We start from the raw sequence: 22378 nt of genomic DNA, 5'->3' as shown, positions 1-22378 counted from the left end.
GTATTTTCCATTCAAAAATTGTTTATTTAATTATGATATTGACTATGATTTGCCCAATGGCTGGATATAATTTGTACAATGGCATGGTTAATAAAACCTTATCTGGACACTTTATTGGAAATCCATCTATTGCTGGAGCGGTAGGTGGAGGAATTTTATTTGCAATACTGACCCTGTTAGAGTTCAATAGGGTACATAAATATGAAACTGAAGTATTAACAAATAGTATTGTATCCCCCTTAGTATTAAATGTGGTGAGATTACTTGCCATAGGAATAGCAGCCACTGTTACTGTTTCTATTACTTCAGTCCTTTATTATCCATATACAGTTATAAAAATGGGTAATGTTTTTGATGGATATACTTACTTAAATAGCTTCTTTCTTTTGATGCTTCCATCCGTATTACTATCAATTTTATCAATTTCTGCATTTTATCAGATTTTCTATCGTGTAGATCTTAGTATGGGTACATTTATTCTATTAATGTTGCCAAACTTAATTGAAGGTCTCCCTATTGGAAATATTTTAAATTGGATAAAACCTTCAGTTCCAACACTCTCAGATTATTTCAGTAATGCACAAATATTTCGCTTAATGAAACATAATAGATTATTTTGGTTTTTGATATTTGGCGGTTTGTGGCTAGTTGGGTTGTTGTGTGTACGTTCCTATGGCAAAAGAATATTTGGTTCTATGCTGCATAATTTAAGGAAAGTTTATATTCCTTTAATGGCTGTAGCAATGATTGGTGGTGGATTCTACGCTTTTATAAATCAACCTGATGTTTTTTTTATATCTAAAGAAGAACTTATTAAAGCGTTTAATAGTGATTCGGCGGATAGTTCTGATAAGGTAAATAAAGAGCTTCAGTTGTTAAACAGTGATTTGAAAATTTCATTTGATGGAAGTAAAGGGAGTCTTTCTGCAAAGGCAGTATACTCACTTGAAAATTTGAGCAGCAGTGAACAGGGATGTACACTAACAATAAATCCAGGATATACTATTAACCAAATAATTGTAAATGATAAAAAGGTTACATTTAAAAGATTAGATGCCATAGAAACTAATATTATATTTAACCTTCCTGAGGAAAAAAATATTAAGCTTAGTATAGAATATGAGGGAAGACCTAAAATTCTATATTTTCTCAGTGGTTTTATTCTATATACTACTATTAGCGACAAATATATTGATTTGTCAAGCAATAAACTTCTTCCCAATATCAAAGTAGCAAACAGCAAGGAAGATTCTGAATTTACATGTGAGCTTACCATGCCTGCTGGGCTTATACCAGTAGTGGATCCATCACAACAGGATGAGAATGGTGAAGTAGTAGCAAATATGACTGGTGATAGCACGAAGTTACTTTCAGAGGATGGGGATAAGAAAACATGGTTTGTTCATTTTAAGGGTACTCGTTTATCTTTAATGGCTGGTGATTATGTTATGAAGCAGCTCAGCAATGAAGAATTGCCTATAGAGTTTTACTATAGCAGTAAACATGAGGATACTATGAAGAATGCCAGTGCTGAAAAAGTGATGAAGGATACTATTGATTATTGCATTAATCATTATGGCAAGCTAAAGGATGTTTCTAAAGATTCCCCTTTAAAAATAGTAGAAAAAACAGCCTTGTTTCCAGGAGGACTAGCATATCCTAATTATAGCACCATGGGAGAATTCTGTTTTAATGATGAAAATTTAAGTAATACATTAGAAGGAGCATCAAGTGGTGAAGTATTATCTCATGAACTTGTTCATCAGTGGTGGGGAGTGCACACTATAGGTTCAGGTGGGAATAATAGAAATTGGTCAGCTGAAGGACTTACTGTCTATACAACTTATCGAGTTGCTAAGAAAACTCATGGAGAAGAATATGCTCAAAAAAATTATGTGGACATGTGGAAGGCTCACGTGAAAGAAAATAATAATAATTTTTATACTAGACATCCAGAATATTTAAACATACTGCCCCAAAAATATGTTCGAGATATTGATGGTAATGATAGAACTACGCGACTATACTCAAAATTACCTCTTCAAATTTTGAAAGCTGAAAAACTAGTTGGCGGTGAAGATAAAATGGATAAGATTTTAGCTAAACTATATGAGAATAAATCAAAAACAAGAATCACATGGCAGGACTTTCTAGATGCTTGTGGACTAAAAGAGGAGGAATTAAATCTTGAATAGAATATTTAAATATGAACTTAAAAGGCTGATTATAAATAAATTTTTCTTAGGATTGCTTATTATTTCTGCTCTCTATAGTCGTGAAATTATGTGTAGAGATATAATTCTTGGGGTTTCAAATACTGCCCCATTCTCCGGCTGGAGCTATGGAACATACCTTGCTAAAGTGTTACCAATATTGCTTGTTACGTTACTATTTTTTATATCTTTTCTTTATCTAAGACAGGAAAAGAGTGTGCAGGCGTTAACTAAAGCAACTCCTATTGATCCATTTAAGTTTCAAATGCTCCGCTTTGGCACTATTATTGTAGGATTTATTTTAATTTCTGCAGTACCTATTGCCTATAGCTTCTACTTCTATGCTGTGAATTTTCACTTTACTAATATTGGAAGTCTTGTATTACCCACAGTTATAACACTGTTGCCCGCTATGTTGTTTGTGTTTGGTTTAGGAGTTCTTGGAGGGCAATATCACCAAGGATTAGTTTTTGTACTTATGACAGCAGTAATATTAGTAAGTTTCATTCCATTGCCATATGCAGTTGATTTATTTGGAGGAAACTTCTTTACAAAATATCCACAATCTCTTGATGTGGTTGAACCGGCTTTCTCTATACCTGCAAGTGTAGTAATTGGAAAAGTTATATATGGACTAACTGGACTTGGAATGATGCTGCTATCTGGTATTCAAAAGAAACGTAAAATATGAGGATATTAATTATGTTAGGGAGGTAGAGTAAGTAATGAAAAAAATCCTTATTATTGAAGATGATGAAGTCATAAGAGAAGAATTACAGGATTTTTTAAAAAAGTATGGATACGAAGTAAATGCACCTGTAGAGTTTAGTAATATAATACAATATATTGAAAATGAGAATGCAAACCTTATATTACTAGACATAAACCTTCCGGAATTTGATGGCTATTATATATGTAGAGGAATACGTAAAACATCAGATGTTCCAATTATAATAGTTACAAGTAGAGACAGTGAAGTAGATGAATTGATTAGTATGAATTTAGGGGCAGATGATTTTATAACAAAGCCTTATAATACAGAAATATTATTAGCAAGGATAACAAATGTATTAAAAAGAACATATGGAAACTTAAAAACTAATAATATATTAAGGTATAAGGATTTTAATTTAAATCTTTCAAATGCAACGGTTATTTATAAAAATAAATCTTTAGATTTGACTAAAAATGAGGTTAAGATACTTTCTTATTTAATAAATAATAGGGGGAATATAGTAAAAAGAAATTCACTTATGGAATACTTGTGGAAAGCAGATTATTTTGTGGATGATAGCACCTTAACTGTTAATATCAATAGATTAAGAAAAAAGCTTGAAGAGATAGGCATAGAAAATCCAATAGAAACAAGAAGAGGGTTAGGGTATATAATGCCATGAGCATAGGAGAATTTATTAAGGATAAAATTGTTATAATATCATGCAATATGATGATGTTTATGGTATTAGCAGCTATAATGATTGTCATTAATATTAATTACATTATAATTGTATTTATTTTTGCTATCTGGTTTTTTCCATTAGTTTCATATATGGCTTTAGAATTTATAAAATATAAAAATTATTATGATGAGATTAATAGCGTATTAGAAAAATTGGACAAGAAATATCTACTTCCAGAGATGATAAAGGAAGCAAACTTTATGCAAGGGGAAAAACTTAATTCTATACTTAAAGAAATAAGCAGAGATATGCATGAAAATGTAAAATACTATAAAGATATGCAATCAGATTATAGAGAATACATAGAGGCATGGGTCCATGAAATTAAAACACCAATAGCTTCTACAAAGCTGATAATTGAAAATAATAGAGATGAAGTAGCTAATAAAATAGACTTCCAGATGGATAGAATTGAGGGATTTGTGGAACAGGTGCTTTATTATTCCCGAAGTAATAATGTTGATAAAGATTATATTATAAAACAAACCAACCTTGATAATGTAGTAAGAAATGTAGTCAAAAGAAATTATAGAGATTTTATTTATAAAAAAATAAAATTAGATATAAAAGATATTAATGAAGTTGTATATACTGATGGAAAATGGACTGAATTTATTATTAATCAGATAATCGGAAACTCTATAAAGTATTCAAGTAATAAAGAGCCAATGATAAATATATATTCAGTTAAAAAAGCTAATTTAGTAATGTTAATTATAGATGATAATGGAGTAGGTATAATAGATAAAGATATAAATAGAGTCTTTGAAAAAGGCTTCACTGGTGAGAACGGAAGAAGATTTAGCAAAAGCACAGGAATGGGCTTGTATCTATGTGAAAAGCTTTGTTTAAAATTGGGATTGAAAATTAGTATTGACTCTGAGGTTAATAAAGGAACTAAAGTTACATTAATATTTCCTTTGTCAAGTATGGCAACTTTTACAGATGATTAATGGTTCTTCATAGGGATAATGATAATATTATGTTAAAATAATAAGCGAAAGTAATTAATCCTATTAAATTTTATGATAAGCTAAAGGAGGACAAAATGAATTCTACAAGGGAAGAATTGTTTCAAATGCAAAGTGATTTACAAATGGAAGCTTCAGAATTGGAGAAGTTATTAAATCTTAATGAGTTATTACAAAGAGTAGGAGAACCTATTAGAGTAGGAAGTTCTGCATTAGGGTTAATGGTATGGCGAGATTTAGATATTACAGTAGTTTGTAATGACTTAAATATTGAGAAAATAGCTGATATAGCTAAGGACTTAATGGCAAGCCCCTATGTTAGAGAGTTGAAGTTCAAAAATGATACAGATACATGGAATGAAGAACCTCATATTTATCCTGATGGTTTTTACTTTAGTCTTAAATGCAAGTCTAATACAAATCATATTTGGAAAGTAGATATATGGTTTGTAGACCAACCAGAAAGACAACCAGACTTAAAGCATATAAAGACAATACCTTCTAAATTAACTCCAGAGAAAAAAGAAATCATACTGCGTATTAAAAAAACATGGGCAGAAAAACCTGAATATGGTAGGATAGTTACTAGTTATCTAATTTATAAAGCAGTATTAGATGAAAATATAAAATCGTTGGATGAATTCAATTTGTATTTAAAGAAATAAATACTTGTTGACAATAATAGGGTTTTATTATAAGATTAACTAAAATTATAATTATGGAAAAAGGAGATTTAATCGGATGATTAAGGTTGTTCTTAACTAAACTATTAAAAATAAATAGTGTGAAATGCTTTAAAGGTTCTAGAATGGAACTTTATTTAATGATGCATTTTAAGAACAATATCGTCTATTAAACTCTTTTATATAAAAATAAAATAACTATCAATGCACATATAAATATATATGCTTATTTATATTACAATTAAAATATGGGTAAATATATTGTGCATTAAGTTTAATTTGAATATATTAAGAGATACTTATATAAGAAAGATCCCCATGGATGATATTGTTCATCTGTGGGGATTTTTTTATAGAAAAAATTAAATTCAACTGTAAAGGAGAGAAGATGTATGAATAATTTTGGGCCAAACCCAAACAGTATTTACCCTAATGAAAACATAAAGAGCATTTGCTATGTAAAAAATGTTGTTAAAAACCCTAATATTAAGGTTGGAGATTACACCTATTATGATGATGTAAATGGAGCAGAAAAGTTTGAAGAACATGTTACACACCATTATGAATTTATAGGTGATAAACTTATTATAGGTAAGTTTTGTGCCATAGCAAAAGGAATAGAATTTGTTATGAACGGTGCAAACCACAGAATGAACTCTGTAACAACCTATCCTTTTAATATTATGGGAAATGGATGGGAAAAAGCTACACCTACACTTGAAGATTTACCATTTAAAGGTGATACCGTAGTTGGAAATGATGTATGGATTGGGCAGAATGTTACAGTAATGCCTGGTGTGCATATTGGAGACGGCTCAATTATTGCTGCTAACTCTGTAGTGACAAAAGATGTTCCTCCATATCATATCGCTGGAGGTAATCCATGCACGATCATAAAGAAGAGATTTGATGATGAATTAATTGATTACTTATTAAAATTAAAATGGTGGGATTGGTCTGGAGAAAAGATATTTAAAAATCTTGAAGTACTATGTAGCCCAGATTTAGATAAAATTAAGTCTATCAAATAACTTTTGCTACAGAAAATTTAAAATAAAAACAGTAAGAAAAAGGGAGGACAATTATTTATGAGAAAGCTTATTATTAACGTGTAGCAAAGACTATTGCGTTAATAAACATAATCAAGAAAAAGCATAGACAGAATTATTTTACAGGAAAAAAATAAATAAAAATATGAACAAATAAATTATAAAGGGGGGATGGATATGTCAATAAATTTAATCAGATTCATTGAATTAAGCTCCGAGCAAAGACTGTAATATCAATCAAAACATGATTTGTTAGGGGTTTTATATAAAAATTTAAATAAGTGTTTTGTGCAGTTTTTGCTTAATTATTTACCCCAAAAGTAAATAGGAGTAGATAAAGTGAAATATAAAAAAGCACAAGATATATTACCTAAAGATGTTCTTGAATTAATTCAAGAGTACATGGATGGCGGTTACTTATATATACCAAGAAAATTTGAAAATAAGAGATCTTGGGGTGAATCAAGTGGTTCAAAGCTTGAGATAAGAGAAAGAAATATAGATATATATAATAAATATAAAGAAGGTATATCAGTTAAACAGCTTGCTGAAGAATATTATCTATCTCAAAGTAGTATAAGAAGAATAATATGCCAACATAACATATAGTAAAGTGGATACTTAGTCTAAGATTAAGTATCCACTTTTTTTATACTTTTATATAAAGAGGATTATAATTTACTATAGATAAACTTAAACAAACAGCGAAGATAATTTGTGCTCGAAATCTTTACAGAGGTATTCTTAAACGTGCAATAAGTAAAGAGTGTATGATAAAATTAAATTAAATTATAAAACATATGAATTATAATTTGAACGTTTAATTTTAAAGGTTGTTATAAAATTAATAAAGTGAGGTATAAATAAATGATAAATAAAGAGAATAGTACAAATATTCAAAAAGTAAATCCTGCAAATATTCCGTCGCCTGTGGGAAAATATAGCCATATAACAAAGATACCGAAAAATGCTGATATTTTTGTAACTTCAGGCCAAATAGGTATAGATAGGAGTAACAATATTCCTGAATCAATTAATGACCAAGTGGAAAATACCTTTAAAAATATTGCTGATCTATTAGCAGCTCAACAATTATCTGCTGATAATGTATTTAAGGTTAATATTTGGGCAACTGAAGAAATTGACTGGGATTATTTCGATGGTAAGTGGGATTCATTATTTGGTACAGAGTACCCTTCGATGACTATTGCATATATAAGTGCATTAGGCTTACCTGAATTAAAAATAGAAATAGAATTATGGGTTGCAAAATAATTAGCTTAATGAGCCATAAACTAGTTTTATATAGTTTATGGCTCATTTTTATTTGGTAAAAGTTGTTAAGGTTGTACCATAAAAAATACTAGTATAAGATATAGAATAAAATGTACCCTTTGTAAAGGACATTATAAAAAAGACTGTGATAAGTTAAGGAGATGATTTCTGTATTGAAAAGGAATCATCATCTTTAAATTCCATTGAAACTATTGCGAAATAACTAATAGAATTTGTTCTTTGAAAATTGAATAATGCGGTATTTATAAAATATGCTATAATTAATTCATTATAGTAATATTTTGGGAATTAAGTTATGCAAGGAGGGATGACGGATTATGAAAGCTTTATTTTTGTCCAAACCCAATAAAGAATACCAAAAGAGTTTTGAAGAGTATGTGCAATCATATAAAAATTCAGATGAAAATTTTTATTATAATTTTTATAAAAAAGCATTAGAGAATTTTAATGAATATTTAAATGACTTAGATAATTATTCTAAAGGAATAGAATTACCTCTAGGATGGGTTATAACTTCAAGCTTCTGGTTAATTGATAATAATGAAGTAGTAGGAGTTATAAGAATTAGGCATCAAGATGTGCTAGCAGATGGTCATATAGGCTATGATATATCACCATATCATAGAAAAAGGGGTTATGGTACTCAAATACTTAAATTAGCGTTAGTTGAAGCAGAAAAAATAGGTATAAAAGAGGCAATGGTGACTTGTAATATAGATAACATACAATCGAAAAAAATCATAGAAAAAAATAATGGTAAATTGATAGAAACTATTTTTATTCAAGACGAGAATGAACATGTGCATAGATATAGTATCGCTACATCAAATAGTAAATTCTAAAATACTGATTTAACAGAAATAGGATAATTATTATTTCAGACTTGTAAATAACTACGAAATAACGATTATTTATATAATCTTACAGATAAACAGGAATTTAGAAAATAAACTTTATAAATTAAGGAGATAAAAATGATGGAGAAGTTTGCTAAGCCAGCAGTAGGTGCAATTATTGAAAAAGAAATTAATGGAGAAAAATTTATTTTGGTACAGGAAAGACAAAAAGAAGATAGTGAAAAAGAAAATGGAATGGTTGAAATTCCAGCCGGAAAGATTAGAGAATACGAAAATATTTTCGAAGCGTTGCGTAGAGAAGTAAAAGAAGAAACAGGATTAATTATTACCAAAATAAATGGAGAAGAGTGTAGCTTGCAATCTTATGTTAATGGTAATAGAGTTATAAGTTTTCAACCATATTGTGTTACTCAAAATTTATCAGGGGCATATTCTCTTATTTTAAATACATTCATTTGTGAAGCTGATGGAATATTGCTTGAATCAACAAATGAAACTCAAAATATTCGTTGGGAAAAAGCAGATATTATAAAAGATATGCTGAAAGATAATCCAGATAGTTTTTTTCTTATGCATGTTAATGCACTTAAGAAATATTTTAAACTATTGTAATAAACAAATTCCAATTTACCTAAACACCGTATTATTTAATATGAATTTTACGATGTTTTTACATCAATGACTAAGTCGTCTTTCACATGATACATTTTTCTTATGAGTTAAGATATATTTGTATAATAAGGTGAATAGAAGATTATTTATATAGTCTGTAATCAAAGACGGGGGAATAAATATGTTATATAGTTATTTACAAGTAGGAAAATTAGCATTTCTTTATTCGATACGAGTATCAATAATTATTTTCATTATGTTTACTAGTATAAAATTCTTGGTTAAAAGAAAACTTGAATTTAAACCGATTAATATTGTATGTGAGTTCGCATGGGTTCTTACAGTTATAGTGATTTTAAATATTACGGGTATTATGGGCCCTATGCGTGGTGATTTTGGAACAACTTCAATATTTAATGGAAATGTACAGTTAAGATTTAAATTATTTGAAGAAGGATTATCTACGGTAAGCTTATTAAATATGACACTATTTATTCCTTTTGGGTTCTTTTCACCAATTGTTTTCAAAAAACTCGGTGATAAATGGAGTTATGGGATTTTAATAGGTCTGGTTTTTTCAGTAATAATCGAATTTATTCAAACATTTATTGGACGTTTTGTGCAATTAGATGATGTACTAATGAATACAATAGGAACATTCATAGGATACGAGATATGGTTTTGGTTGTCAAAACTCATTAAAAGCCAAAAGAAATAAAAATTATTATCTTTAGTACGCACTTTTCTTATTTAATGACTAAAATTAAAAACCGAATACTTTATAAATAATCGCAATAGGTCTTATTATCGCATTAGCAATGGCTAATGATGGAACTCTGTTTTTCTATTGGGAATTCAATTCTTTCAAGGAATGGTACAATACAATAAGAATTATTAATATGATTTAATTTTCGGAAGGGGTGAATCGTTGAAAAAAATAAGAAGACTCATGAAATGGTTTTTAACAGCAATGATTATTATAATTATCATTGGGTTATTCCTTCCAACTTGGACGCCACCTATAAAAGGAGAAAATAGTATTAGTGAACTATCACAAATCTCAATAAACGGAGCAAAGCACCAATTTATGATAAGAGGAAAGGATAAAAATAACCCTATTATCATCTTTGTACATGGAGGACCCGGTTGTTCAGAAATCCCTTATGTGACTAAATATCAAGATATATTAGAAAAAGATTTTACCATTGTCCATTATGATCAAAGGGGAAGCGGTAAATCATATAGTTTTTTCGAAGATTACTCAAACATTACATCACAATTATTGGTAAGTGATTTATTAGCCATAACAGACTATATTTCAGAACGATTTGAAAAGAAAAAAATATTGCTGGTAGGGCACTCCTTTGGAACTTATATTGCTTTACAGGCTGCTGAAAAAGCACCAGAAAAATTTACTGCCTATATTGGTATTGGTCAGATGTCTGATCCAATTAAAAATGAGTTAAACAGTTTGAAGTATTGCCTTGAGCAGGCCCATAAAGCTGGAAATTGTAATGATTTTGAACAGCTTGAAAGATTAAAAAGTGATATTGAAAAAGGAACCATTACAACTCCTAGAAATTACGTCAGAAAGTACGGTGGAGCATCAAGGCTTATTGATGATAATGGTGACTACCTTGAAGGTTTTTTAACTCATCCAGAATATAATTTACTTGATGTAGTTCGTTATTTTCAGGGAGTGTCTGTTTCTCAAGATATATTATTAACTGAATCTACAAAGAGGCCTTTGCCTAGTCTTGTGAAGAGTATAGAAATTCCATGTTACTTTATTATGGGTCAATACGATTACATGACAACCACTGAATCAGCTAAGGAATATTTTGACTCTATTAAGGCTATTGAAAAAGAATTTATACTATACTCAAACTCTGCTCATTATCCTCAATTTGAAGAAAAGGAAAAGTTTGCAGAATGGCTAACAAATAAGTTTTTAAAACATAATTTAGACTTAAATAAATATAACTAAACACTATAAATATAATACTTTATTTTTTTATAAGTATAAAAACCATGATGTAATTTTCAATTGGATTTATATGAAATGGGGGATAAAAGTGGATAAGCTAAGTAATGAAATTAGAAAGGGACTTATTGAAAAAGGCGCTTCAATTGTTGGATTTGCAGATTTAAAGGATGTTCCAGAAAACCAAAGAGAGGGTTATAGATATGGAATATCAATTGCAGTAGCACTAAATCCATTTATAATAGCTGGAATAGAGAATGGGCCGACAAAAGATTATTACGATGAATATATAAGAGCAAATAATCTTTTAGATGAACTTGATGAATATGCAGCGGAGATTATAAAACATAATGGATTTAAAGCGCTACCTAAGGTAAGAAAAATCGTTCATACAGATGAAGAAATTTTAAAAACTACTTTACCGCATAAAACAGTAGCAACTAGAGCAGGAATTGGATGGATTGGAAAGTGCGCGTTACTTATTACAAAAGAGTTTGGTTCAGCTGTAAGATTATCCAGCGTACTAACTGACGCAGAATTAGATGTGGCATTACCAATAAATGAAGGAAAATGTGGGAATTGTAATATGTGCAAAGATTTATGTCCAGCTAATGCTGTATTGGGAGTTAACTGGAAGGTAAATATGAATAGAGATAATTACTTTGATGCTTTTAGTTGTAGAAATGAAGGACGAAAGAGAAGTGATACGCTTGGAGTAAAGGAAAGAGTTTGCGGAAAGTGCATATTAGTCTGTCCTTGGACACAGAGATATTTAAAGTTAAAAGGAAACAATATTATTTTTTAGCATAATAACTAAAAAAACGAATAATTTGTTGTTAAGAAATTATATACAATCAATGGAGGGATTACTATGAAGAAATTAATAGTTGCTATTACATTAGTATTATTAACGAGCATTCTGATGATTAGATGTGCTTCCACTAAGTTTCCAGAAGAACCACCTAAATTAACTATAGTTATTGGGGATAAACAATTAGACTATGTTGTTGCAAAAAATCAATGGAACGATGCAAAATATGATAGGGAAGATACGTTTAAAACAATATTGAAGAAAGGTTCAGAAAGTGAAATTCCATATATTGAAATTGGCAACACCGCTACAATTAGTTTTACCAATAATCCTCCAAGCAAATTTACTATATCCGATGTTTTAATTGATAAAAACGGAAATCAATTATACTCTGATAAGGAGATAATTAACATTCCCATTAAACTAAAGAATGGGAAAGGTTCTTTTGAAATAAAGAAACACTTGGCATCTGGTTTAAGTTCATATTACTTAGAAGATAAAACTGATATTAGAGGTTTTAGAATGATTGCTACTTGGGGAGAAAATGAATGTGAATATACGTTTATCATTAGGACAGATTCATTTTAAGTGATATCATTACCATTAGTTAAGTAAAATAGTAAAATATTGTTCAATAGTATAAGGGGAGGAATAATAGGTTGGATAAGTTTGGAATAGTTGTAATTGTTTCGGGAGTGTTGTTTCTAATTTATTCAATATCATGTAAAAACAAAATAAACTATTATAATAAATATTATGATAATTTTACATTTGTCATAGTAAACAAAGAAAAGTTTTTGAAACTTCAATTTTACATTTCAATCTTTAATTCAGTTTGTATGATTATTTTTGGAATTATAGTAATCATATGCGATTTACATTATATATATGTAACATCATATCCAATTTTATTTCACTCTATAAATTATATGATAAAACCAATAGGTAAAAGTAAAAAATATCTAAAAAGTAAAAATTATCTAGAATAATAATGAAATATAAAGGAAGCATAATATGCTTATTAAGATGTAATAGCTGAAAAACTTAATAATTATTCTAGGCACCGTATTATTCAGAAATGGATTTTATGGTGCATTTGTTTTGCAATTGATTTACAAGATGCAGATTACAGCGTTGTTTTAAATTATTATGAATATAAAGTTAGTTTTAGATACTATAAAAAATTAAAATTTAAGTGAAAATTAAATGAACCATTTGGCAAATATATGCATCTAATTAGTGTAAAGCAAAAAAGTAGCGCTACAGTTTGCGAAGAAAGGTAGGAAGTCAATTGAATAAGGATGCATTTGTAGATAAAGTTCTTGAAGCTGAATCTACTTTATATCATGTATCAAAATCAATCTTGATTCATGATGAAGATTGTGAAGATGCAGTTCAGGGGGCAATTTTAAAAGCCTATAACAATTTAGGTACACTAAAGAAAGAACAATATTTTAAAACATGGTTGGTCAGAATACTCATAAATGAATGTTATAGTTTAAAACGTAAAGAACATCCAGAGGTATGTTATGAAGAATACTTTGAGTATGCCAAGGCCGATGATGAAAAAGATTATAGCGAATTATATTTGGCTATTCAAAAATTGCCAGAGCGTATTCGTATTACAATTGTTCTTTATTATGTGGAGGGATATTCAGTAGAAGAAATTAAAGGAATTCTAAAAATACCCTCAGGAACTGTAAAAAGTAGATTATCAAAAGGACGAAAATTATTAAAAGTAAAATTAGAAAATATGGAGGCAACTTATGGATAATTTTAATTGGAATAATACCTTTCCAGATACACCTAAAAGTTTTAAAAATAAGGTAAGTGCAACATTAAATAGCTTACCGGATCAAAAGGAGAATTATGAAATGAGAAATATGAAATCATTTAAGAAAAGAATTATGATTGGACTAGTAGCCGCTATGGTAATAGGAACAACTGTATTTGCTGCAGGAAAAGTGGTTTTTATAAATTCACATGGAAGCAATATACCAAATTATACTGCTATACCTACAGTAGAACAAGTAAAGAAGGATCTGGGATTTAATCCTAAATTAGTTAAGGAATTTGATAATGAATATGCTTTTAAAGGTGGATATACTATAGATAATGAAGTTGCTTATGAGAATGAAAATTCTGTAGAAAAAACAAAATCCCTTAGTTTTGCCTATACAAAAGGTAAGGATGAAATAATGCTTTACATGGAAAATGGAAAGTTAGGTGAAGAGTCAGAAGAAGAAACTGTAGTTGATACTCATAACGGTATAGATTTATATTATTATTCATATGCTAACAAGTCTGTACCAGCGAGTTATAAAATGACAGAACAAGATAAGCAGGATGAGTTGTCTGGTAAATATGTATTTAGCTATGGATCTGACAAAGAAAAAATCTCTGAAGTTCAAGGTTTAAATTGGATGCAAGATGGAATCTACTATTCTTTCTTAGCAGTGGATTCTGACTTATCACAAGGTGAATTAGTTAAAATGGCAAAACAAATTATAGATGCTAAATAAAAAGAGTTAGATCTTCTGTATAAATCAGTAGCCATAATGATTTTTAATGTCATTATGGCTTTCTTTATGTGCCTAGCGTGGGCAACAACTTGGCCGTGAAAATCCATTGACTATATTATTCCTAAAGTCAATATAATAACATCTATTAAAGATACTAATGGGTTATATGATGACGCAATTTGAATATGATATAATTATTATTAATTAAGTCAAAATAATAGTAATTCATGACGGCTTAGCCATATTAAAGTATTAGAATTAGGAACATTAACTTCATTATAATTTCAATAAAATGGAGGATTTATATACGATTATTCAATGGATAGTCTTATTAATTATTATATGCTTCATAGCATTTTCATATTATAAACACTATTCGCTTAAGACAAGACTCATTTATTTAGGTGCTTTTTTTATAATATCATTAATTTCGGTATTTCCCATATTTGGATTCTCAACTCTGACACTTTTGAGATTGTTTTTAATTGAGAGGATATGGATTTTATTGGCGGTGGTACTATTTATCGAAGCAGCGGTAAACAAGAAAAGTAGAATATTAAGGATCATTTTAGGAGTTGTTTCTTTAATTATATACCTTTATCTCCGCACTATAATTTAAAAGGAGGAAATATTGTATGAATCTATTAATGAATATCGAAACAAGCCGCTTGATATTAGTTCCTGTATCAGAGGTACATGTAAAAGAAATATTCGAAAATTTCAATGAACAGATAATTACCTATATGGAGCCACAAGTGTTAAAGAATATGGATGAAACATATAAAATTGTGAAGGGATTTATAGAAAGTCGAGAAAATAATACCGATTATGTTTATGCAATTACTCTCAAATCAAGTGGTGAATTTATTGGACTTGTTGCGTTGCATAATTTGAAAAATGAAACTCCTGAGCTTGGCATCTGGACTAAAATTTATTCTCATGGAAATCATTATGGTAGAGAAGCGATTGGTGGATTAATAGATTGTGCCAAAGGTTTAGGAGTTAAAAAACTGTGTTATCCTGTTGATAGGAGAAATATTCCAAGTAGAAAGATACCACTTTTTTATGGAGGAAAATTGGTAACAGAGTATAAAAAAGTTGAAACTTCAGATGGAAGAATCCTTGAAGAAGAAATATATGAAATTTTAATTTCATAGTTTTACAATATCAACATAACGCTAAACTGCCAATGCCAGTATATTAGTCTGGTAAATCGGTATTAGGAAAGGAAAAGACATGATTATAAGAAAATATAAACCATTAGATTGTATGGTGTTAGCCGAATTATTCTACAATACAGTTCATTTAGTCAATGCAAAAGACTATACAAAAGAACAGTTAAATGTATGGGCAACAGGGAGTGTAGATTTAAAGGAATGGAATAAATCCTTTTTAGAACATTTTACAGTTGTTGCCGTTGAAGATAATATTATAGTCGGCTTCGGGGATATGAGTAATAATGGATATTTAGATAGGCTCTTCGTTCATAAGGATTACCAAAACAAAGGAATTGCAACGGCGATTTGCGATGAACTGGAAAAGTCTGTTGATACAGATAAGATTAGTACCCATGCTTCAATTACTGCAAAACCTTTTTTTGAAAAACGAGGTTATAAAGTTATTAAAGAACAACAGGTTGAGAGAAAAGGTATTGTATTAACAAACTATGTTATGGAGAAATAGGAATGTTCCCCTGTTCCATAACCACCTGAACATTTGTGTGGTAACTTATATTTAACAGGGAATAAGTCAGTGTGCCATATTTATTTTTTGGTAGTATTACCAATTCAACTTTTTACTTTGCAGAAGTTAAGTAAACAATTTAAATTCTTTTGAATATAATAAATCAAGAAGGAAACTTCTAATTTATTATATAAAGAGAGATGATAAAATGAGACGCAATTATGATTATAATGATGATTACAATTGTGGTAAAAATGTTTTGCAAAAAACTTGTAGAAAAGATCCCACTGTTAAAGACTCTAGATGCGATCAAACAAATCAAGTTCATGTAAATGTAAATGATGCTAAGGAAGACTACAAAGATTGTAAACCTAAAAAGGACAAAAAATTTGGTTGTTGTTGTGATACAGATAGTTTAAGAGATTTATTATTATTTTTTAGGAGAAACAATACTCCTATTTTTATATTGAGTGAAACTTTCCCTATTATTGGCGAGAATCCTACTGATACTCCGGTATTTGTTAATTCTATAGTAGGCAACTTAGTCTATATTTCTAGGGGGTCAAGTAGAGGGCCAGTTATCACTCTTATGCCTCTATGTAAAATAGATTATGTTCTAATATCAAGCGATACCCCTATTCCTGGTTTAGTAAATTTTATAAATGAAATTATTACTGAACCAACATTAGAAAAAGAGGATTGCTGCTGTATAAAAGGAATAGGTGATACTATAAATAGTGTGTCAAATATTAGTGTACTATTACCTCTTACAAACGCTATATTGCTAGAATCTAATACTCTGATTATTTCACTTGCCCTATTCATACTAGGGGAAGTTCAGAGCACTACGGCAGTTGGTAATGATGATCTTTATATATTATATTTCGAAACTCAAATCTCAAGTCTTTATTTAATAACACCAGTTTGTAATATTGACTCTTTAATTGCTATAGAAAATGTAACTGATGAAAACGGAGTAGCAACTTCATCTACAATGGTAAATAGTTTTTTACCTTATTTAAATAAAGATATGAAAGAAAAATTGAAAAATATAAGTATAGACAAGATTTTTAAAGAAATTAGTGGAATACCTTTTGATGAAGCATTGGAAAAATTAAATTCAGTACTATCATAAAGTAAATTAAGCCTCTATAATACACTCTTGTATTATAGAGGTCTTTTGATTAGTATAGCCGTAACCGTAAAAAAATTTTATTTTCCAGCGGCTTTTAAAATAGCAGCTTGATGTTGAGGATCTTGTCTATTATCTTTATGTCTTGTACTATTTAAGAAGTGTATATCTATTACTCCACTCATTCCATTGTTCTTAACAGCATCTAAATTTTCCCCTGTTCCATAACCGCCTGAACGATTGCTAACAGTTGTTACTGCTGGTGCTGAATCAACTCCAGCATGAGGCATAGCTGTCATTGATGCAGCTATTTTTCTTCCATTAATATTAATTATAACGGGCCTTCTTACCCAAGAAAAACCACCCCAGATGCTTTTTATAATGTTCGTATCTGATATAGTTAAAGCCTCACCATCAATATGGTTTGTCCCAAAAGTTCTCTTAATATTAAAATATTTACCAGTACCTAAATCTGTAACTCGTACATTAGTACTTATAGGTATTATGCTTTGTACTTGTTTCCAATCTAATAACTCACCATATTTGGAGGCATTGGCATTGTTTGAGGTATTGCTATTATGTAGGTTCTTTTGAGAAGAAATTGATAGACCACCTCTAGATGGTGATTGTGTTGATTTTGTATTTTTCTTAGGTGTACTGCTTGGACTTGAAGTTTTCGCATCAGCTTGTTTTGTATCCTCGACTTTTTTAGAATGCTCTATTTGAGGTTGAATAGCATCACCTGTGATGTCTGTACTTTGCTCTAAGGATTTGCTCTCACTTATAGACGAGTTTGATGCAATAGGTGTCTTTTGCTTTGTGCTTAGTTTAGTTGACAGTACATTGGAAGCGCCAATAGTCAGAACTAAAGAAGCTGCTAATGTTACAATAATTTTTTTCATTATTTTTACTCCTCACTTGTGCCTACGAGGTTAGTTGACGGGTTCGGAAAGAGGATTTCCCTACATATTTAATGATTCACCCCAATGATATTCCCCCGCTGTCAATGACATTCGGCAAAATTTATATTTTGTTCAATAAAAATTATACATAAAACTATAAAAAGTAGATACAGGTAATATATTCAATGGTTTTTTCTAGGGTATTTATAAGATATTTATTTATAGGAAATATTTTATAGTTGTATTGACAATATAGTATAAACTACATATAATGAACATATGAATACTTATTCATATGTTCATGTGTATGAGTGAGAGATAATAGTTTGGGGGAAAAATTATGAGCAAAGAAATTAAAAAACCTAATGTAAATATAAAACCGTTACAAAGTAGTTCTAAAGCTAATGTTAAAAAAGAGTTTATATTAGAAGGACTTGATTGTGCTAATTGCGCTAATAAAATAGAGAAAAAGCTTAATGAATTAGATGGTATTAACTCTGCTAATGTTAACTTTGCCACTAAAACATTAATTTTAGAAATTGAGGAAATTAATAGGTCAAGGGAGCTAATAGCTGCAACAAATGATATTGTTAAAAGCATAGAAGGGCATGTTAATGTAAAAGAAAAGCAATTCAATAAAATATTAAAAAAAGAATTACTGCTTGAAGGACTTTGCTGTGGTAATTGTGCTGCTAAAATAGAAAGAGAGTCAAATAATATAGATGGTGTAAAATCTGCTGTAGTGGATTTTGTATCTACAAAGCTTATCATAGAAATGGACAATCTTTCTAAGAAAAATCATATTGTAGAAAAAGTTAAAGAAATAGTTGCAAGGATAGAACCAGATGTTAAAGTTATTGAAATGGAAAATGAGAAGAAGACATCAAAACATGAAAATCATGACCATGGACACGACCATGACCATGGAGAAGGTAATAAGGGGGAAATAATGAGATTTGCAGTTGGTGCAGCCCTCTTTGGAGTAGCCACTGCCTTTAAGTTTTCATTTGCTGTAGAACTAATACTTTATCTAATAAGTTATGTGATCGTTGGTGGAGAAGTTGTGTTGAGGGCATTGAAGAATATAAGAAGAGGGGAAATTTTTGACGAAAACTTCCTTATGAGTATAGCTACAATTGGTGCCTTTGCCATTGGTGAATTTCCAGAAGGGGTAGCAGTTATGCTGTTCTATCAAGTGGGAGAGATATTCCAAGGTATGGCTGTCAATCGTTCAAGAAAATCAATTGCAGCGCTTATGGATATAAGACCTGATTTTGCTAATTTGAAGATAGGGGATAATATTAAAAAAGTATCGCCAGAAGAAGTTGGCATAGGTGATGTTATTCTTGTAAAGCCAGGGGAAAAAGTTCCTCTTGACGGCAAAGTAATTGAAGGGAATTCTATGGTAGATACTTCTGCTTTAACTGGTGAATCAGTTCCTAGAGAGGTAGGGGTTGGGGATAATGTGTTAGGTGGAGTTATTAATAAAAATGGTCTTTTGACTATAGAAGTAACAAAAGAATTTGGAGATTCTACTGTTGCAAAAATACTTGACCTAGTTCAAAATGCAAGCAGTAAGAAAGCCCCGACAGAAAATTTTATAACAAAATTTGCTAGATACTATACACCTATTGTTGTTTTTGCTGCCTTAGCATTAGCTGTATTACCACCACTATTTATAGAGGGAGCTACTTTTTCTGACTGGATATATAGAGCATTAGCATTTTTAGTAGTATCTTGTCCATGTGCCTTAGTTGTATCCATACCCCTTGGTTTCTTTGGGGGTATAGGTGGAGCTTCAAAAAATGGGATACTTGTTAAAGGTGGAAATTATCTTGAGGCATTAAATAATGTTGAGGTTGTGGTATTTGATAAAACTGGAACTCTTACTAAAGGTGTATTTAAGGTAACAGAAATAAAATCACATAATAATATATCAAAAGATGAACTAATAGCTTATGCAGCACATGCAGAAAGCTACTCTAATCACCCAATAGCTACGTCTATATTGAATGCTTATGGTAAGGAGATTGCTAAGGATTCAATAGAAAACTACGAAGAAATATCCGGTCATGGTGTTAAAGTTAATGCTCTAGGAAAGGAAGTATTAGCTGGTAACTATAAATTAATGAATAGTGAAAATATATCCTATGATGAAGTAGAAACCTTAGGTACAGTGGTGCATGTTGCTGTAGACAAAGAATATGCAGGATATATTGTTATATCTGATGAAGTTAAAAATGATTCTGCTAAAGCAATTAAAGATTTAAAGGCCATGGGCGTTAAGAAAATAGTTATGCTTACAGGAGATAATAAAACCGTTGGAACTAAAGTTGCAGAAGAGCTAGGATTAGATGAGGTTTATGCTGAATTATTACCACATCAAAAGGTTGAAAAGGTAGAGTTATTAGATAAAGAAAAATCTCCTAAAGGTAAGTTAATATTTGTAGGTGATGGAATAAATGATGCTCCAGTTTTAGCAAGAGCTGATATAGGTATAGCAATGGGTGGAGTAGGCTCTGATGCTGCAATTGAAGCGGCAGATGTAGTTATAATGACTGATGAGACTTCAAAAATTGCCTCAGCAATAAAAATAGCAAAGAAAACAAGAACTATAGTAATGCAAAATATTATACTTGCTTTAGGTATTAAAGGGATAATACTAATACTAGTAGCTCTTGGTATGGGTACTATGTGGGAAGCGGTATTTGGTGATGTTGGAGTTACATTGATTGCAGTATTAAATTCCATGAGAGCTATAAAAACAGAAGTTAATTAATTATAATTAAAAAATAAAGAGAAGTGAGTTAAGGGAGCTCACTTCTCTTTATCATTTATTTTTTATTCTTTGGGGTTTTTATGAAAAAACCATTAATCAATCTACTGTGATAGATTCACGATTAACTTGATTATATTATATTATTCAATTATGTAGATTATATAAAGATATTAATAAAAATTTAGGTAATTATTACCAAATAGCATCTTCATATGTTCTACATAAAGAATTGCTATGATAAGTTTTATAAAAACACTAAGGAGGAATAGGATGAAGGGGAGACTAAGATATTTCACATTAATATTTACAATAGTAGTTTCTGTACATAAACCAGTCTTTGCGGCACCTACATCTGAGCAAATACAAAGTCAGAGGGAGCAGTTACAAGCAGACAAAAATAATTTGAAAAGAGCACAAGAAAAGAGATTTGAGATAGAGCAAAAAATAGAAAACTTAGACGTTGAAATTGAAGATACAATGGATGCCATGGAACAAAATAAGAAACAAATTAATAAGATACAGGAAGATATTAAGGCCTCTGAAAAAGAATTAAAGCAGGCAGAAGAGGATATAAAGATTGAGCAAGAAGTATTTGACAAGAGAATAAAAGCTATTTACATAAATGGAATAGGTGGGTACTTAGATATATTATTTGAAGCAAATGGTTTTAGTGATTTTCTTTCAAGAGTAGATAATTTAAAGAGAATTATAGAATTAGATAAAAAAATCATCGCAGAGATTAAATTGAAACAAGAACAGTTAAACAGTAAAAAAGAAGAGTTAAACAAACAAAATGATAAATTATTAGCATTAAACAATGAAAATAATAATAAATTGGACAAGCTAAAAATAAGTAAAAATCAGCAAGATGAGTTGATTGAAGAAGCAGAAAGGCAAGAAAGACTATATGCTTCGGTAGTAGACGAATCACAAAATAGATTAAATGAAACTTTAAGACAAATTCAAACCATAAGAAATTCAACGCCAAAATATACTCCTTCTAGAGGAGCAGCGGCAGTTTCAAGTAATTCCGTTGTTGCATATGCTTCTAATTTTTTAGGAACTCCTTATTTATGGGGAGGTACCACACCATCAGGTTTTGATTGTTCAGGATTTACGCAATATGTGTATAGGCATTTTGGTATACGTTTAGGAAGAACTACCTATGATCAAATTAAGGATGGGTATGCTGTTTCAAGGGATAGCCTCCAACCAGGGGATTTAGTATTCTTTGGAAAGGGAAGCCCAACACATATGGGAATATATGTTGGAAACGAAATGTATATACATGCACCAAGAACTGGAGATGTAGTTAAAATATCACCACTTAATAGACCGGACTATATTACAGCTAGAAGAGTTATGAGATAAAGAGACAGGTTTCTGTCTCTATTTTTATAAACTTTTATATTGTTATTACTAAG

The 22378-nt window shown here is 30.0% G+C and carries 23 protein-coding genes and 1 riboswitch; of the genes, 22 read left to right on the top strand and 1 reads right to left on the bottom strand.

Annotated features, from left to right (window positions below; translation table 11 throughout):
- Positions 1–32: 32 nt before the first annotated feature.
- The 20 genes from ABDZ69_RS15910 (at position 33) to ABDZ69_RS15815 (ending at position 17276) form a co-directional block, all read left to right on the top strand.
- Complete coding sequence (locus ABDZ69_RS15910) at positions 33–2195, top strand: M1 family aminopeptidase (protein WP_343771537.1); 2163 nt, start codon at positions 33–35, stop codon at positions 2193–2195.
- A complete protein-coding gene (locus ABDZ69_RS15905) occupies positions 2188–2904 on the top strand; it encodes a hypothetical protein (RefSeq protein WP_343771217.1) in 717 nt (238 codons plus the stop codon). The genes ABDZ69_RS15910 and ABDZ69_RS15905 overlap by 8 nt, the downstream gene beginning before the upstream one ends.
- Before the next feature lie 34 nt (positions 2905–2938).
- Complete coding sequence (locus ABDZ69_RS15900; protein WP_343771215.1) at positions 2939–3610, top strand: response regulator transcription factor; 672 nt, start codon at positions 2939–2941, stop codon at positions 3608–3610.
- The gene (locus ABDZ69_RS15895) at positions 3607–4626 is read left to right on the top strand and encodes a sensor histidine kinase (RefSeq protein ID WP_343771213.1); all 1020 of its coding nucleotides are present in this window, start codon (positions 3607–3609) and stop codon (positions 4624–4626) included. The genes ABDZ69_RS15900 and ABDZ69_RS15895 overlap by 4 nt, the downstream gene beginning before the upstream one ends.
- A 95-nt stretch (positions 4627–4721) precedes the next feature.
- Positions 4722–5309, top strand: a complete 588-nt coding sequence (locus ABDZ69_RS15890; RefSeq protein WP_343771211.1) for a hypothetical protein — start codon at positions 4722–4724, stop codon at positions 5307–5309.
- Between the two features lie 410 nt (positions 5310–5719).
- Positions 5720–6358: a Vat family streptogramin A O-acetyltransferase gene (locus tag ABDZ69_RS15885; RefSeq protein ID WP_343771210.1), complete on the top strand. Its 639-nt coding sequence runs from the start codon at positions 5720–5722 to the stop codon at positions 6356–6358.
- A 357-nt stretch (positions 6359–6715) separates the two neighbouring features.
- Positions 6716–6985, top strand: a complete 270-nt coding sequence (locus ABDZ69_RS15880) for a CD3324 family protein (RefSeq protein WP_343771208.1) — start codon at positions 6716–6718, stop codon at positions 6983–6985.
- Between the two features lie 258 nt (positions 6986–7243).
- Positions 7244–7651 (top strand): RidA family protein, encoded by a 408-nt coding sequence (locus ABDZ69_RS15875; RefSeq protein WP_343771206.1) that lies wholly within the window; start codon positions 7244–7246, stop codon positions 7649–7651.
- A gap of 338 nt (positions 7652–7989) precedes the next feature.
- Positions 7990–8514: a GNAT family N-acetyltransferase gene (locus ABDZ69_RS15870; RefSeq protein ID WP_343771204.1), complete on the top strand. Its 525-nt coding sequence runs from the start codon at positions 7990–7992 to the stop codon at positions 8512–8514.
- A 132-nt stretch (positions 8515–8646) separates the two neighbouring features.
- Entirely contained in the window at positions 8647–9141 is a 495-nt protein-coding gene (locus ABDZ69_RS15865; RefSeq protein WP_343771202.1) for an NUDIX hydrolase, read from the top strand.
- 181 nt (positions 9142–9322) lie between these two features.
- Complete coding sequence (locus ABDZ69_RS15860; protein WP_343771200.1) at positions 9323–9859, top strand: VanZ family protein; 537 nt, start codon at positions 9323–9325, stop codon at positions 9857–9859.
- 210 nt (positions 9860–10069) lie between these two features.
- Entirely contained in the window at positions 10070–11128 is a 1059-nt protein-coding gene (locus ABDZ69_RS15855) for an alpha/beta fold hydrolase (protein WP_343771198.1), read from the top strand.
- A gap of 88 nt (positions 11129–11216) precedes the next feature.
- Positions 11217–11930, top strand: coding sequence for a 4Fe-4S double cluster binding domain-containing protein (locus ABDZ69_RS15850; RefSeq protein ID WP_343771196.1), 714 nt, complete (start codon positions 11217–11219; stop codon positions 11928–11930).
- A 66-nt stretch (positions 11931–11996) separates the two neighbouring features.
- The gene (locus ABDZ69_RS15845; protein ID WP_343771194.1) at positions 11997–12524 is read left to right on the top strand and encodes a hypothetical protein; all 528 of its coding nucleotides are present in this window, start codon (positions 11997–11999) and stop codon (positions 12522–12524) included.
- A 71-nt stretch (positions 12525–12595) separates the two neighbouring features.
- Positions 12596–12925: a hypothetical protein gene (locus ABDZ69_RS15840; protein WP_343771192.1), complete on the top strand. Its 330-nt coding sequence runs from the start codon at positions 12596–12598 to the stop codon at positions 12923–12925.
- Positions 12926–13227: 302 nt separating this feature from the next.
- Positions 13228–13710, top strand: a complete 483-nt coding sequence (locus ABDZ69_RS15835; protein ID WP_343771535.1) for an RNA polymerase sigma factor — start codon at positions 13228–13230, stop codon at positions 13708–13710.
- On the top strand, positions 13703–14458 hold the full coding sequence (locus ABDZ69_RS15830) for a hypothetical protein (protein WP_343771191.1): 756 nt from the start codon (positions 13703–13705) through the stop codon (positions 14456–14458). Before ABDZ69_RS15835 ends, ABDZ69_RS15830 begins: the two co-directional genes overlap by 8 nt.
- A 647-nt stretch (positions 14459–15105) precedes the next feature.
- Positions 15106–15615, top strand: a complete 510-nt coding sequence (locus ABDZ69_RS15825; RefSeq protein WP_343771189.1) for a GNAT family N-acetyltransferase — start codon at positions 15106–15108, stop codon at positions 15613–15615.
- 79 nt (positions 15616–15694) lie between these two features.
- Positions 15695–16141, top strand: a complete 447-nt coding sequence (locus tag ABDZ69_RS15820; RefSeq protein WP_343771187.1) for a GNAT family N-acetyltransferase — start codon at positions 15695–15697, stop codon at positions 16139–16141.
- 208 nt (positions 16142–16349) lie between these two features.
- Positions 16350–17276 carry a hypothetical protein gene (locus ABDZ69_RS15815; protein ID WP_343771185.1) on the top strand — a complete coding sequence of 309 codons (927 nt, stop codon included), beginning with the start codon at positions 16350–16352 and terminating at the stop codon, positions 17274–17276.
- 77 nt (positions 17277–17353) lie between these two features.
- On the opposite strand, the gene ABDZ69_RS15810 is transcribed toward ABDZ69_RS15815, so the two are convergent.
- A complete protein-coding gene (locus ABDZ69_RS15810) occupies positions 17354–18175 on the bottom strand; it encodes a hypothetical protein (RefSeq protein WP_343771183.1) in 822 nt (273 codons plus the stop codon).
- Between the two features lie 4 nt (positions 18176–18179).
- Positions 18180–18302, bottom strand: a riboswitch (cyclic di-AMP (ydaO/yuaA leader).
- 213 nt (positions 18303–18515) lie between these two features.
- Between ABDZ69_RS15810 and ABDZ69_RS15805 the strand changes: the two genes are divergently transcribed.
- Positions 18516–20954, top strand: coding sequence for a heavy metal translocating P-type ATPase (locus tag ABDZ69_RS15805; protein ID WP_343771181.1), 2439 nt, complete (start codon positions 18516–18518; stop codon positions 20952–20954).
- A gap of 270 nt (positions 20955–21224) precedes the next feature.
- Positions 21225–22325, top strand: a complete 1101-nt coding sequence (locus ABDZ69_RS15800; protein ID WP_343771179.1) for a C40 family peptidase — start codon at positions 21225–21227, stop codon at positions 22323–22325.
- The last annotated feature ends 53 nt before the right edge of the window (positions 22326–22378 follow it).

Origin of the sequence: Clostridium malenominatum (assembly GCF_039521365.1) — a bacterium.
GTDB classification, from domain to species: Bacteria; Bacillota; Clostridia; order Clostridiales; family Clostridiaceae; genus Clostridium_AW; species Clostridium_AW malenominatum.
This window is presented reverse-complemented; position numbering and strand designations above follow the sequence as displayed.

Bases quoted from the DNA above. Each gene is read 5' to 3' on its own strand.
- ABDZ69_RS15910 (WP_343771537.1), top strand. From the start codon at position 33: ATGATATTGACTATGATTTGCCCAATGGCTGGATATAATTTGTACAAT.
- ABDZ69_RS15900 (WP_343771215.1), top strand. From the start codon at position 2,939: ATGAAAAAAATCCTTATTATTGAAGATGATGAAGTCATAAGAGAAGAA.
- ABDZ69_RS15895 (WP_343771213.1), top strand. From the start codon at position 3,607: ATGAGCATAGGAGAATTTATTAAGGATAAAATTGTTATAATATCATGC.
- ABDZ69_RS15890 (WP_343771211.1), top strand. From the start codon at position 4,722: ATGAATTCTACAAGGGAAGAATTGTTTCAAATGCAAAGTGATTTACAA.
- ABDZ69_RS15885 (WP_343771210.1), top strand. From the start codon at position 5,720: ATGAATAATTTTGGGCCAAACCCAAACAGTATTTACCCTAATGAAAAC.
- ABDZ69_RS15875 (WP_343771206.1), top strand. From the start codon at position 7,244: ATGATAAATAAAGAGAATAGTACAAATATTCAAAAAGTAAATCCTGCA.
- ABDZ69_RS15870 (WP_343771204.1), top strand. From the start codon at position 7,990: ATGAAAGCTTTATTTTTGTCCAAACCCAATAAAGAATACCAAAAGAGT.
- ABDZ69_RS15865 (WP_343771202.1), top strand. From the start codon at position 8,647: ATGATGGAGAAGTTTGCTAAGCCAGCAGTAGGTGCAATTATTGAAAAA.
- ABDZ69_RS15860 (WP_343771200.1), top strand. From the start codon at position 9,323: ATGTTATATAGTTATTTACAAGTAGGAAAATTAGCATTTCTTTATTCG.
- ABDZ69_RS15845 (WP_343771194.1), top strand. From the start codon at position 11,997: ATGAAGAAATTAATAGTTGCTATTACATTAGTATTATTAACGAGCATT.
- ABDZ69_RS15830 (WP_343771191.1), top strand. From the start codon at position 13,703: ATGGATAATTTTAATTGGAATAATACCTTTCCAGATACACCTAAAAGT.
- ABDZ69_RS15825 (WP_343771189.1), top strand. From the start codon at position 15,106: ATGAATATCGAAACAAGCCGCTTGATATTAGTTCCTGTATCAGAGGTA.
- ABDZ69_RS15820 (WP_343771187.1), top strand. From the start codon at position 15,695: ATGATTATAAGAAAATATAAACCATTAGATTGTATGGTGTTAGCCGAA.
- ABDZ69_RS15815 (WP_343771185.1), top strand. From the start codon at position 16,350: ATGAGACGCAATTATGATTATAATGATGATTACAATTGTGGTAAAAAT.
- ABDZ69_RS15810 (WP_343771183.1), bottom strand. From the start codon at position 18,175: ATGAAAAAAATTATTGTAACATTAGCAGCTTCTTTAGTTCTGACTATT.
- ABDZ69_RS15805 (WP_343771181.1), top strand. From the start codon at position 18,516: ATGAGCAAAGAAATTAAAAAACCTAATGTAAATATAAAACCGTTACAA.
- ABDZ69_RS15800 (WP_343771179.1), top strand. From the start codon at position 21,225: ATGAAGGGGAGACTAAGATATTTCACATTAATATTTACAATAGTAGTT.